Origin of the sequence: Streptomyces sp. WY228, assembly GCF_019287315.1 — a bacterium.
Lineage (GTDB): Bacteria > Actinomycetota > Actinomycetes > Streptomycetales > Streptomycetaceae > Streptomyces > Streptomyces caviscabies.
In genome coordinates this window covers 53,559-65,838 of sequence record NZ_CP079114.1, presented here as the reverse complement: position 1 = coordinate 65,838, position 12,280 = coordinate 53,559, and the positions used below count along the sequence as shown (strand labels likewise).

12 protein-coding genes are annotated in these 12,280 nt (G+C 66.7%); 9 read left to right on the top strand and 3 right to left on the bottom strand.

Going from position 1 to position 12,280, the window contains the following annotated elements:
* Positions 1 to 104: 104 nt before the first annotated feature.
* Together KV381_RS36990 and KV381_RS00260 are read right to left on the bottom strand one after the other, a co-directional pair.
* A complete protein-coding gene (locus tag KV381_RS36990; protein ID WP_218784200.1) occupies positions 105 to 764 on the bottom strand; it encodes a helix-turn-helix domain-containing protein in 660 nt (219 codons plus the stop codon).
* A 9-nt stretch (positions 765 to 773) separates the two neighbouring features.
* Positions 774 to 992, bottom strand: coding sequence for a hypothetical protein (locus KV381_RS00260; protein WP_256994996.1), 219 nt, complete (start codon positions 990 to 992; stop codon positions 774 to 776).
* A gap of 776 nt (positions 993 to 1,768) precedes the next feature.
* On the opposite strand from KV381_RS00260, the gene KV381_RS00255 reads away from it, so the two are divergent.
* Both KV381_RS00255 and KV381_RS00250 read left to right on the top strand, forming a co-directional pair.
* Positions 1,769 to 2,290 carry a hypothetical protein gene (locus KV381_RS00255; RefSeq protein WP_218784198.1) on the top strand — a complete coding sequence of 174 codons (522 nt, stop codon included), beginning with the start codon at positions 1,769 to 1,771 and terminating at the stop codon, positions 2,288 to 2,290.
* Positions 2,291 to 2,348: 58 nt separating this feature from the next.
* Positions 2,349 to 2,909: a hypothetical protein gene (locus tag KV381_RS00250; protein ID WP_218784197.1), complete on the top strand. Its 561-nt coding sequence runs from the start codon at positions 2,349 to 2,351 to the stop codon at positions 2,907 to 2,909.
* A gap of 187 nt (positions 2,910 to 3,096) precedes the next feature.
* Here KV381_RS00250 and KV381_RS00245 read toward each other — a convergent pair whose 3' ends face one another.
* Positions 3,097 to 4,119, bottom strand: coding sequence for a hypothetical protein (locus KV381_RS00245; protein ID WP_218784196.1), 1,023 nt, complete (start codon positions 4,117 to 4,119; stop codon positions 3,097 to 3,099).
* Positions 4,120 to 5,009: 890 nt separating this feature from the next.
* On the opposite strand from KV381_RS00245, the gene KV381_RS00240 reads away from it, so the two are divergent.
* The 7 genes from KV381_RS00240 (at position 5,010) to KV381_RS00210 (ending at position 11,700) form a co-directional block, all read left to right on the top strand.
* Positions 5,010 to 5,567, top strand: a complete 558-nt coding sequence (locus tag KV381_RS00240) for a hypothetical protein (protein WP_218784195.1) — start codon at positions 5,010 to 5,012, stop codon at positions 5,565 to 5,567.
* A 165-nt stretch (positions 5,568 to 5,732) separates the two neighbouring features.
* Entirely contained in the window at positions 5,733 to 7,223 is a 1,491-nt protein-coding gene (locus tag KV381_RS00235; protein ID WP_218784194.1) for a Mu transposase C-terminal domain-containing protein, read from the top strand.
* 290 nt (positions 7,224 to 7,513) lie between these two features.
* On the top strand, positions 7,514 to 8,320 hold the full coding sequence (locus KV381_RS00230) for an ATP-binding protein (RefSeq protein WP_218784193.1): 807 nt from the start codon (positions 7,514 to 7,516) through the stop codon (positions 8,318 to 8,320).
* A complete protein-coding gene (locus KV381_RS00225) occupies positions 8,317 to 9,105 on the top strand; it encodes an ATP-binding protein (RefSeq protein ID WP_218784192.1) in 789 nt (262 codons plus the stop codon). Before KV381_RS00230 ends, KV381_RS00225 begins: the two co-directional genes overlap by 4 nt.
* A 143-nt stretch (positions 9,106 to 9,248) precedes the next feature.
* A complete protein-coding gene (locus KV381_RS00220) occupies positions 9,249 to 10,244 on the top strand; it encodes a hypothetical protein (RefSeq protein ID WP_218784191.1) in 996 nt (331 codons plus the stop codon).
* A gap of 11 nt (positions 10,245 to 10,255) precedes the next feature.
* On the top strand, positions 10,256 to 10,828 hold the full coding sequence (locus tag KV381_RS00215; protein WP_218784190.1) for an XRE family transcriptional regulator: 573 nt from the start codon (positions 10,256 to 10,258) through the stop codon (positions 10,826 to 10,828).
* Between the two features lie 179 nt (positions 10,829 to 11,007).
* Complete coding sequence (locus KV381_RS00210; protein WP_256994995.1) at positions 11,008 to 11,700, top strand: transposase; 693 nt, start codon at positions 11,008 to 11,010, stop codon at positions 11,698 to 11,700.
* Positions 11,701 to 12,280: the final 580 nt, after the last annotated feature.

Genomic DNA, 12,280 nt, shown 5'->3' with positions numbered 1-12,280 from the left:
GGCCCAGTTGCTCCTACTGCCACGGATGGTCCGGTCAGTGCCTGACTGCGGACCAGCACGAGCACTACCTCATTGCGTCCAGCCACCGGCACTGATTGGCCCGGTCACGAGACCGGTCTTGGGTACCGTGGGTCAGGTGCTGGACCGCGCCTCGCCGGGCGTTCTCTCGTGGGCGTTGGTGTGCCTTGATCGGTGGGTTGGCGGTTTCGGCTGAGGAAGTTGCGAAGGCTGCGCCATGCGCTGTGGATGTGGACGCGGTCGCTTGGTTTGACGCGGCAGACGGCTAGGAACGTTGCCAGTTGTTCCTCGGTTGCGGGCAGTCTGCGCCGGTTGATGATGTTGTACAGGGTGGTGCGGGGGATGGGCGTCAGCCCTGCCGCGGGGCGGGTCAAAGTGCTGGGGGAGGGGGCGCCGGCCTTCTCGTAGGCGTTGGCGAGCACGGCGGCGAGTGCACCGCGGCCATAAATGTATCGGGCGGAGGGCGCACCGATGTGGCGGTCGCGGGCGGTGGTGCGGCCCTGGTTTCGTAGTTGGTGCGCGTCGTGGCGAGCGTGGGGGGAAGCTTGGCACGCGTCGAGGAGCGCGTCGAGGACTGCGGGGGAGGGGGCGGAGGCGCCGGACTCGGCGTTCTGAATTGTCCCGCGGGAGACTGCTGCGGTCAGTGCGAGGGCGCGCTGGCTGAGCCGTGCTTGCTTGCGCAGCGCGGACAGGTGCGCGGCGAGACGGGCGTAGGGCACGTCTGCGTCGCTGGTGGGAGGGGCCATGGCAGGTGTCTACCTGCCGGTGCCGGAGCGCATCGCGACCTCGGCCAGGACGGCGATCAGCCAGTGGCGGCCGCCGCCGGCGAGCGCGAGGGTGCCTGCGCCGACTGCACCGCAGCCGCCGAGCAGGGCGAGGATGGCGCCGGTGGGCGTTCCCTTGAGGAACAGCAGAGTGCCGAGCGCCAGAAACGCGATCAGCAGGATCAGGGCATGTGTGGGGTCCCAGCGCACTGACGAAGCCGGGGCAGTAGGCGCAAGGGGAGAGGACAGATGGTTCACGAGATGACCTGTCGGGCGAAGGGCCCGGCGCGGCGGCCGGGGCCAGGTTGAGTGGTCGCAATCGACGTGCAGCCCTGGGCAGTTGGCCCTGCCTTAAGCGGGGTTGCACGATGAGTACAGCCTTCCACGCCTGCCCCGCCGCCCACCTACCACCCAAGGCCTATATGTCCTCTTTGTCGGTTCACGGCCTAGTCAATGTTCCCCTGCCGGCTACGCAGTTCCCGCCGGCACCGCAGCGCTCCGAGGCATGCCGCTGGCCCGTCGTTCCACGATGCGCACGCCCGAGATGCGAGCAAGCGAGGCTGCCTGATCGACGACCCCGGCCGGCAGATGGCCGCGTGGCCCAGCATTCGTTCCCGCTCGCTTGCGGTCCAGGCCCGATTGGTGGACGCTTCGCAGCGACGACACCCGCCGCTTCAGCTGCCGGTGTCACCTGAAGGCGATTGGTCGCAAGCCCGAACCTCAGGAACGGCAGGCGCGTTGGTCCGCGCCTGCCGAGCGCCCGGCCGACACCCTCTGGTGTCGGCCTTCGGCGTGCCCGATCTCGTGCCGGGATTGCTGCGGAGCATCCGCAGGGGCACCGTTGAGGGCAAGACGTCATCGGCAACGCCACGTCCGCACAGACCTGAGAATGAGCAGCAGACCAAGCATTGCCATCGCCCCATACAGAGGCAGGAGAGGCCTGCCAGCGCTGCCTTCTACGCGCGTCATTTATGCAGACACGAGTGATGTCCGAAACGGTGTATCGGTGGCTTCTGCGGGTGGTGCCGCTGGGAAGTGCGGCACCCGGGCGGGGCCGGAGCAGTTTTGCTTCCGAGGAGGACCGCGGGCGAGCGCTGGTAGACCTGGAGGATGTGCCGGTGCTCGCGCTGTTCGGTGAACGAGGTGCCGGAAAGTCGGTGACGATCCTGCGCGAGGGCCGGGCCGTGGGGAAGAAGAAGGCCAGGCCGCACCGGATAGACCTGGGGCGACATCAGACCGAGTCGCAGATTGGCGCAGCCCTCGCGGCTGCCCGCCGGCCCGACCAGGCAGGGCGAGGGTGGCTCTTCCTGGACAGTGAAGAGGAGGGCCTGAACGTCCTGCCTTCCCTGGGCGGCGTGATCGCCAACTGGATCGGCTCGCTCAGCGAAGAACAGCGACTCGGCAGGCGGCTGTGGTTTACCTGCCGCACGGGGCGTTGGCCCGAAGCTTGCTGGCCTGCGCCGAGGCAGCACGCGAGGCCCTCCCACGTCCCGTCCCCCGCAGAGTGAGCCCTTGGCGGTTGCATCGAGAGCGTGGTGCGGGCAGAGCGTTGGCTACTGTGGATTGGTGGATGCTGCGAAGATCGGTCTGCTGGGGGCAGTCGCTGCTGCTCTGATCGCAGCGCTGGCTGCGACGATCGGCCCTCTGACTGTTCAGCGCAGGAAGGAACGCGCTGACAGCAGGCAGAGGCTGGGGGACGCTGTCGCACGGAGAATTGACGTGGTCAACGACGCCGGCGTGCGCTGCCGTGCGTGGCTTACCTTCCTCGTTCGCGTCTTGGAGGACGCCCAGGCAGGCAGAGTGCTTCCTGTCGACGACTTCGACGAGAAGCGCGAGCCGTTCAGGTCTGCTGCCGAGAGCGCCCTCGCTCAAGCGGTACACGCAGGCTATGAGCTGCTCGACAGCGAACTGGCCCACGCCATGCGCTCCGTGAAGTCCGCAGTGCGCAGCGCGTCGCTGAACCCCGCCCACGCACCACTGGACCAACTGCGGGACCGGGCAAACGCCTACTTCGAACCCAGAGAGGTGATCAGGACCCACATGCTTCGTGAGGTCACCAGGCTCGAAGAGCCGACTGATCCTCTCGCAGGCACGGTCTTTGACTCTCGCAGGCTGCCTGCCCGGTAGGCACGAAGCGGCTGTCGGGCGCTACGTCGACGAGAGCCCCCGTGCAGCCCGGCAGACCTGAGCTGTCCAGCAGGTTGGGTTCCGAAGGCCCGCGCGACGCAGCGGGCCGACGGCTGCGGCAACGTCTGGCCGCAGACGTGGCGTGCGCTGTGGTTGAGTACCCAGCCCCGCCTCACGGCCAGCAACTTCAGTCGAAGAGGCTCTCCTGTACGGCCGGCGCGTTGCGGGGGCGGGGGAGTGGACGCCGCATCGCTTCCGCTGGCGCGGGCGAGCCGGCGGAGCCCTCGGTCAATGCGTGCTGGCATGCTGCCCGTAGCTCAGGCAATGTGAGCCGGCATCCCTGAAGATCCAGGAAGTCCTGCACGCTCCAGTTGACGAGCGCGCCTTGCCGGGACAGGTACAGCCCTACTTCCGTGACAGTGAAGGCGTCGCTGTAGTCGAGCAGGAGATAGCCGGCGAGCTGGTAGATCTCGGCCCGGCTCATCCGCTCCGGCCGGATGGTCGCTTTGCAGTCGATCAGCTGCCCGTCCAGGATGAAGTCGGCGTCCGCTCCGCCGACATCGCGACTGCCGTCGAACACGGGGCCGCCGATCCGTGCAGCGGCGGGCAGCTTGATGAAGCGGTCGAAGGGGCCCGGCGTGCCGGCCAGCCGCATCTGGCTGCGGATGTCGGCCACCACGTAATCGGGCACCGCGGCGGTGATGTTGTCGAGGGTGTCCCCGGGGCGGGTTGAACCGAGATTGTTGCCGCGTACCCACCCCACACAGCGGAAGATCGCTTCGAAACTGGAGGCTACGTGGCACAGACGCACGAGACGGTCCTCGGATGCGTCGTCGAGGGTGAGCAGCCGACCATCAGTGTTCTCGTACCGGGACAGTTCCTCCAGGAGCACCTGTCCCGCTGCCTGCACGGTGCCGATGACTTCGACGCTGGGCCACCCGTCGTCGTCGAGCGCGGCGCGCACCACACCCTCCCGGATCGGCTGGCCGGTGGGCACGCCGAGGCTGATCCGGAGCCGGTGGTCGATGGTGTGTCCCAGCATGCGGTACTCGGCGCGCGTGCCCGCTTCAGGTGCGGGCTTGACCGGAGGTGAGTACTGGGCCAGGCGATCGCGGTAGTCGCACAGCACGACGTCAGGAAAGGGGAGGTGTTCCGCCAGGAAGCGTGAGATGGCGGATGCGGGGTCCTTCAGGCAGGAAGTGAGACTCATGCGCGTCATCGTTGCGGCTGCCTCTGACAACGGGTCAGGAGCGAATCGTTTCCTCTCTTCCCGAAGGGAATGAAACCGGCCAGGTGGAAGGAAGTGATGTGTGCCGCGTGCGGCCCAAGAGGCCCGTAGCTCTGCAATGCGTGAGTGTAAGGAGAGCGAGCCCAGGAACTGTTACCAGCCATTTATTTCTCGGCGCGCAGCTGGAGTGGGTTCAGGGCTCTTGGCCACTTTGCAGTTACGCATCCGCACGAGGTGGCATCTCGACGGCGCACATCTCCTGGCAGGTTAATTACAGCCAAAGCGGCGTGCGTTTCCGCCATATGTGGTGACAGGTGATCAGGTTACCTCGTGGTAGTTGCACGTGTTGTCAGTGGTGGGCGCTACGGTGACGGCCCTTTTGGTCCGGTAGCCGGCTCGGCGCCCATCCCTGTCCCCGCGCGAACGGCGATTGATCGGCCTGACATCACTTCCTGAGCCGTGTCGCAGCCCTCCTACGCACCACCGCAGAACATCGCCAAACCCACTCCCACCTCGGCTTTTGGGTCGCCGCAGCAGCATCTGTGGGCTGTGCGCCACGCAGCTCTGCTTCAACGCCGTAGCGGCGTTGTTCCTTCGGTCCCCTAAAGCGAATTCTTGATGGTTCAGAACTCAACAATGTCGAGGCAATAACTACGCGCGTTGCACGGCCATCCGCATAACGTCCGCATAACGGTTAGTGAACCAATGGCTGGCATATCGTCCTGCCAGCCGGTGTGAAGCAACACGCCACCGGCAACGGCCCACGCCACTTGCTCCCTGTGCCTCCGCCTCCACCCCTGGCGTCACACAGCGGTCCGACCATGCGCTGCGCCGTGCCAATTCCGCACAGCGAACGACATACGGAGCACGCGATGGGATTCGGAGAACTGGGCGCCAAGGGCCTCGAAGGAGGACGAACCCTTGCCAGGACTTTGGACGTGCGAGTCTTCGACGACGTCGAATGGACCCGCAGTGACCAGGAACGTCTGAAGCAAGCGGTGAAGTACCTGTCCTTGAAAAAGGGTGCAGCAGCAGCCCTTCAGGCCCACCGCATCACAACGGATCCGTCCGCTCTCAGTCAGTGGTTGTCGACGGGTCACGTGCCGGACCTGGACACACAGCAACGCGTGCAGCATGCCTTCCGGGACCTACGGCGCCGCAACATTGCCCCGTGGCTGACCCGCTACCTCAACGCCGGCGGCGGAACCCGCATTGAGATCCATCCCGTCGACCAGGAGGGCGTCGAAGCCCGCCATCGGCGCCCATTGCGGGTGAGGAACAAGAACATCTACCGCTGGGGCCCGATCGTGCGGGCCTGGGCCAGCCAGGACTTCCTCGAACTGGAGCACCGGTGGGAGTGGGAGATCAGCGACCTGGACTCCGACCACCGCAGCTACGCATACGTCTCGCACATCGGCCTTTTCGGCTGACGTGCTGCCCGTCTAGCCCTTGCTTACCGACAGACCGCATCGTCAAGAAAGAGTGCTGTCCCCATGCGCCGGGCCCCAATCGACACCCTCGCGGACGAACCCGCCCTGGTTCCATCCCCCCGCGAAAAGCGGGCGTTGCTGACCGCCGGAGTTCGCTCCCTAACTGTGCTGCGCGAACGCGGTGAACTGACCAGCGCCGAGGTGAAGACCGTCGCACGTACGGTCGGCGTCCACGAGACAACCGTCTGGCGGCGCCTGAAAAAGGCCAAGGCCACCGGCACCGCCGACCTTGCACCCCGCAGCCACTACACCGTCACCGACGAGGTCCGCATCAAGCTTGCCTACTATCGCGGCAACATCAAACGCGTTCATCAAGAGATGCTCGAGGAGGCTGGCGACCTGAAGCAGGTGCCCAGCCTGTCCACGCTGCACCGGGCGGTGAAACTGGACCTCGCTCCCGGCGACCTGGCAGGCCTGCGATCCGGCATTCCCGCCTCCCGAGCCCTTGACCCCCACCTGAAGCGCCCGCCCACCTGCCGCAACGAAGAATGGGAAGGCGACCACAAACAGGCACCCGTCCTGGTCTGGGCTGACGGCAGACTGGTCAAGCCCTGGATCACGTGGTTCTGCGACTGCCACACCGGCGTGACCATGGGCTGGGCCGTCACCCCGCACTACCCGCACCGCGGATCGATTCTGGCCGCCCTGCGCTCCTGCATCCTCACCGACGACATCCACGGTCCGGCCGGCGGACTGCCCCGCCGTATCCGTATCGACCGAGGCAAAGACTTCCTCTCCCGGTCTGTCACCCAGGCCATGGGCAGCTTCGGCGTCCACGTCGAAGTACTGCCGCCCTACACCCCGCACCTCAAAGGAAACATCGAGAACCTCAACCGTGCGGCAACCACCATGTTCTTCTCCACCCTGCCCCGCTACACCAAGAACCAGAAGCTGGACACGAAGCACCGGGCGGGGGAGAAAGACCCGGCGCTGACGTTCGAGAACTTCGTCGACCTCTTCGCCCAGTGGGTCCGCACCCGCAACACCGAGCACCGCATGGCTGGCCGCGGCAATCTGACGCCCATGGACAGCTGGAACAGCGACACCACCCCCTTGAGAGAACCACCGCTGAAGGACCTGCACGTCTTCCTGATGGAAGGCGAACGCTCCACCCGCGTCATCCACGGGCACGGGATCCGCTGGCAGGGACGTGACTACATCGGCGCATGGATGACCGGCCGCACCGGCACCCAGGTCACCGTGCGCTACCAGCCCCACCACCCCCGTGCCATCGAGGTCTTCCACGCCCAGACGCACCAACATCTGGGCACCGCTCACCTGGCTGACGAGGCCAGCGAAGAGGAGATCCAAGCCGTCTACCAGGCCCGCGACGACCGTGTCCGACGCATCCGCCGCGACCTGGCCGAAGCGCAGCGCCGACGCCGCCGCCGCTTCCAGCCCGCCACCCAGCCGGGCCCAGCCCGCCTCGCCGGAACGATGACACGCAAACAAGCCGTGGCAGAACTGACCGCTACCCGCCCTGCGCGGCCCAAGGACGACGGCGTCCCCGCCGGCTACATGCCCCGCCGCGTGATCCCCGGCGCCCGCTGGGCGATCCCGACCCCGCCGGCCGGCACCCCCAAGGACACCGCATGACCCCATCTCCAGGAGTACACCGGCGGATCGGGCCCCAAGGACACATTCGCTGGCAGGGCCGCACCTACACCGGAGCCCTCACCCAAGCCCACGCCGGAACCCGGGTCACTGTTCACCCCTCACCGCAACAGGGGCTGATCGAACTGACCGATCCCGCCACCGGCCATGACCTCGGCACAGCACACGCCCTGCATCCCACGCCGCCCGTACCGGTCACCACCACGCCACAGCCTGGACCAACAGCGATTCCTGAACCACCCCTTCATCCCACAACCCCAGGAGCAGAGCCCATGACCATCACCGACACCACTGTCGAGACCAGCGACGACCCCGACTTCTATCTCGACCTGGCCGACGCCCGCATCGTGGCCACCGAAGCCCTGCTGGAAGCGGGCGAGAACATCGCTGACACCATCGACGCTCGCGCCATGTCCTGCATCTACGGGGACGCCGGGCTCGGAAAAACCTTCTCCGTCCTCGCCGCACTCAAGGAAGTCGCCCCCGACCTCGTCCTGCTCCTGCAGTTCCGCTCCCGCCCCACCCCGCGAGACATCCGCATGGAACTGTTCGAAGCCCTCCACCTGGAAGGCAAACCCCCCGCCCACCCCAGCGAATTCGACCGGCTCCTCAAGCAATCCCTGGCCCGACGCCCTTACGTCCTGGTCTGCGACGAGGCCCAGCAGTTCAGCCGCGAGTGCTTCGAATTCGTCCGCCACCTGTGGGACACAGGCAGGAAGAAGAACCGGCCCGCCGTCCTGTTCGTCGGCGGCGAAGAGTGCTACAAAACCCTCTACAACGAGCCCGCTCTCGCCTCCCGGATCTACATCTGGCAGGAATTCACGCCCATGGAACCGGACGAAGTCCTCAAGAACATCCCCCTGTTCCACCCCGTCTGGGCCTCCGCCCCCGCCGACCTCATCAACTTCATCGACCTGGAAGCCGGCGGCGGCACCTTCCGCATGTGGTCCAAAATCACCCACCATGTCCTCGAAGGCATGAAGCGGCGCGGACTGAGCGAAGTCGACGAAACCATTGCCCGCTGGGCCGTCCGCCGCGCCCGCCCCGCCCGCCCCGTACGGCGCGACGACGACCGATGACCGAACTCTCCTACCGGACCACGCGGACCACCACCATCAGCACCGCCCACGGAAACGTCCGCTCCGCCCGCCACCACCTCGACCTCACCGCCGCCCGCACCGTGCACACCCGCCAGGTCGCCTCCGCCACATCTGCCCTCAACGCCACAGTCGCCCAACAAGGCATGCTGTGCATCGCCGCTCCCGCAGGAGCAGGGAAGACCTTCACCCTCCACACCGTCCTGGACCAGCATCCCGCCTGGCACCCCATCCGGCTCCTGCCCCAGCCTCAAGCCCGCCCCGACGACCTCCGCCACAGCATCCACCACGCCCTCGGCCTGCCCAGCCCCCCACCCAAAGACCCCGGCACCAGCGACGACCTCATCCGCCACGCCCTGCACCACCCCCCGCGGCTCTTGACCATCGACGAAGCCCACCAACTCTCCGCGTCCTGCCTGGAATACGTGCGCTACCTCTACGACGACCCGCACACACGCGTGACTGTCGCCCTGGCCGCCGGCAGCCACCGCCTCCGTATCCTGCGCACGACTCCTGTACTCGCCTCCCGCGTGACCTGCTGGCACGAGCTCGACGTCCTCGACGAAGACGAGATCACCACCGTCATCCCCGCCTTCCACCCCCACTGGAAGCGAACCGATCCCGCCGTACTCCGCGACCTCGACCAGGCATGGGCCCGAGGCAACTTCCGACGCTGGGCCACCCTCACCCACCGCAGCACCCAGCGCATCACCAGAGACCCGCGGGCACTACTGCGCCAACTGACCCCCAGAGCGGCCAAAACATGACTCCGACTCCTATAGCACCACGAACGGCAAGGCTTGCCCACGCGGAGAAAGACGAAAAATGGTGCCCGACCTGGCAGTCACACCACCACACCGCGCTGCCTCTCGTCACCGTCGTCGTCACCCCACACGACGAACCGCACTACATGCGCCTCGCTTTCGCCGCACACACGCCGCGCCACGGACGCATCACCGTCCATCCCACGCCCCTGGCCGGAAACGGCGCATACCTCGCGCACGACCTGATCCGCGCCCTCGGTAAACACCTGCCCGTCCCCGACGACGCGCACCGTTTACCCGCATGGACCAACAACTCCGACCGCAGCTGGCACATCGCCGCGTCCTGGTTCATCGCGCTCGGAATCACCCGCATGACCGTCTGCCGGGCCCACCGCCTCAGCAAACCCCAGTGGGAGCACCTGCTGGCACTCAGCGCCCTCACCCGCACCCGTCTCACTCTCCTATGCAACGGCCCCGTCCCGCGCCCCACCGCCGCCCTCCTCGACACGATTCCCCACCGTGTGCTGGACACCACGCGCGCCGCGACCACCCACTGGCGCCCCCTGAGCGGTCCACCGGTATCTGACAGCTACCCGTGGTGGCAGCACACGACCGCCTTCCCGCCCCGCGATGCCGAACTCTGGTTCCGCCTGCCCCCGCAGCCGCGCGAGCCCCTCACCATCAAATTCATTCCCGGTGCCGAGCCAACCGGCGCCACCCCACCTCTGCCAGTACCCGGACCACACCAAGACCCCAGCCACCCCCACACCGCCCAGATCGCGGCCCGAATCCATACCCGCGTCGCCCACCCCGTCCACGCGGCGTGCGTCGCCCTGCGCGCCTTGACCGGCTACAGCAGCGCCCAGATCAAGACCCTCCACGAAAGATCAGGAAACGGCCTCCCCGAAATACCCGCATGGGCGAGGCTGCTGCTGGACACGGCCCGTCACCTCACCCACCTACGAGGCCACCCAGACGCACTCAACGTGCTCTCCACCCCGCACTGGGAACACCCAGAGATCGAACAGGCCCTACGTGCCTGTCGCCTCTTACCCACACCACGTGCCCGCCACCACACCGCGCCCGTCACCACTGGAACACGCAGTACTAACCGCAGCATGCTGCAAGCACGCGCCTTGTAAAGGACCCAACCATGCTCGACGACTTCTGCACCGCTTCCATCGCCGAAGCGCTTGACTTTGCCGACACCCACCACTGGACACGCCAACCGCCCCGCTCTGACAGCGCCCGCCTGCGCTTTCTCGTAACCCGGTACACCGACATAGGGGTCTTGGCCAGTCGGCTTGGTGCCAAGCCCGGCCTCGTCAAGGAGGTCATGGAGGGGCGGCGGAGCGCACCGGGCAGCGTGCTATCCCAGGCCATCGCCATAGACGTCGTACGCCTCTGGCAGCCGCGCGTGCGACGCCGCGCCCACCACCTGATCTCCACCGGCCACGACGGCATGCTCGTGCACTTCAAGGCCTGGTTCGGTTTCACTGGAGTAGCCGGCTCCTCCGACGACGGCCGAGTACGCCACATCACCGAACGACTTCCTACTGCCTATGCCGCCCAGTTGTTCCAAGCCCGATACCGCAACGCCGACGAAGGCGAACTCCGAGGAATCATTGCCGACGCCGTCGGCGAGGCGTACTTCAAAGTCTCACCCAGAGGCAAGCTTCATATGGTGGCGCTTACCGACATCGCGTACATCGAGTTCTCTTACTGAGGTTTTTCAGCCTGGCCACTGATCGGGTGACGGGGCGTTGTGAGGTCGGGGCGCAACGGGCAGGGCTCCCGTGCCGTTGAGGGAGGTGTTCGAAGTCTCAACTCAGCAGCGCAGGAGCCCTGTTGGTTCCGTAGCCTGCCGCACTCGACCTGCCTCACGCCCTGGTCGAGTGGGTCACCATGTTCGTCGTCACCCGGGAGGGTGACCGACGGTGCAAACTCCCGCCGCACCGCCGTGCGCTGGTCGCACTGGTGTTCCTGCGCCGCCACGACACCCTCGCCCATATCGCCACGGCCTTCGGAATATCCGTCGGCACCGCCCACGCCTACGTCACCGCGGTCACCGGGCTGCTCGCCGAGCAGGCGCCGGGCCTGCTGAAGACGCTGCGTATGCACGATCCGGACTTCGTTCTCCTGGACGGCACGCTCGCGGAGTGCGACCGCGTCGGAGACGGCAGGGCCGACTACTCCTCGAAGCACAAGCGGCACGGGGTGAACGTGCAGGTCGTCACGGACCCGGCCGGTGAGATTCTGTGGCTGTCGCCGGCATTACCGGGCCGGACCCACGATCTGACGGCCGCCCGCACCCACAAGATCCTCCGAATCTGCGCACGCCAAGGCGTCCCGGTCCTTGCCGACATGGCCTACATCGGTGCCGGTGACTGGGTCACCACCGCCAAACGCCGCCCGCCAGGCGGCGAACTCACAACCACTGAGCAGACCAAGAACCGGGCCCTGTCCGCAGCCCGCGCACCCGTCGAACGAGGCATGGCACGACTGAAGTCATGGCAGATATTCCGCAGATCCCGTATCAGCCCCAACCGCATGAGCGTCATCTCCAGAGCCGTCCTCACCCTGGAGAGGCAACGCTGAAAACGCTCACTGATCCCATTCCAGCCCGCATGAGCCACCGCGGAACGAAGTGCGTGCTCATCATCGTGAACGAGTTGTCTTCTCATGCCAGCCAGGGCCTGCCAGAGCTCACGTGCTGGTGGCGAGCCCGCCCGGCGCACACACCCCGGTCGTCGCGCCGGCCTGGCCCGTGGCCGATGCTTCTGCCATCATTCGGATCTTGGTGAACGCGCAGGGAAGGCATCCTGCTACGCCTCTACCGTCACGGACGCGAGGCAGCAGAGCAAGGCCACTGCAGGCGCGTACTCGCAGCCGCAGTGCGCCGGAGCCGCCCGCTCCTGACCATCACCCCCGGAGCAGCGAGACCCGTTTCCCAATCGCCGATGTGGTGGCGTCCGGAGACGGTGGGGTGCCGTCAAGGAAGCCACGGTTGCTGGCGCTGTCCAGCGGCAGGGCCGGGCGGGCGGCTTCAGCCGCTCAGCGACGGACCGTACGACGGGCAGGGCCACGGGACTTGCGGTCCCCTCTCCAACTAGACTCAGATATCTGATCAGACTTGCACGGGTTTGGGTTTGCCGATAGCGTCCAAGCGCGGCAACGC

Coding starts and splice junctions, on each gene's coding strand:
- KV381_RS36990 (WP_218784200.1), bottom strand. CDS start 764: ATGGCCCCTCCCACCAGCGACGCAGACGTGCCCTACGCCCGTCTCGCC.
- KV381_RS00255 (WP_218784198.1), top strand. CDS start 1,769: ATGTCCGAAACGGTGTATCGGTGGCTTCTGCGGGTGGTGCCGCTGGGA.
- KV381_RS00245 (WP_218784196.1), bottom strand. CDS start 4,119: ATGAGTCTCACTTCCTGCCTGAAGGACCCCGCATCCGCCATCTCACGC.
- KV381_RS00240 (WP_218784195.1), top strand. CDS start 5,010: ATGGGATTCGGAGAACTGGGCGCCAAGGGCCTCGAAGGAGGACGAACC.
- KV381_RS00230 (WP_218784193.1), top strand. CDS start 7,514: ATGACCATCACCGACACCACTGTCGAGACCAGCGACGACCCCGACTTC.
- KV381_RS00225 (WP_218784192.1), top strand. CDS start 8,317: ATGACCGAACTCTCCTACCGGACCACGCGGACCACCACCATCAGCACC.
- KV381_RS00220 (WP_218784191.1), top strand. CDS start 9,249: ATGCGCCTCGCTTTCGCCGCACACACGCCGCGCCACGGACGCATCACC.
- KV381_RS00215 (WP_218784190.1), top strand. CDS start 10,256: ATGCTCGACGACTTCTGCACCGCTTCCATCGCCGAAGCGCTTGACTTT.
- KV381_RS00210 (WP_256994995.1), top strand. CDS start 11,008: ATGTTCGTCGTCACCCGGGAGGGTGACCGACGGTGCAAACTCCCGCCG.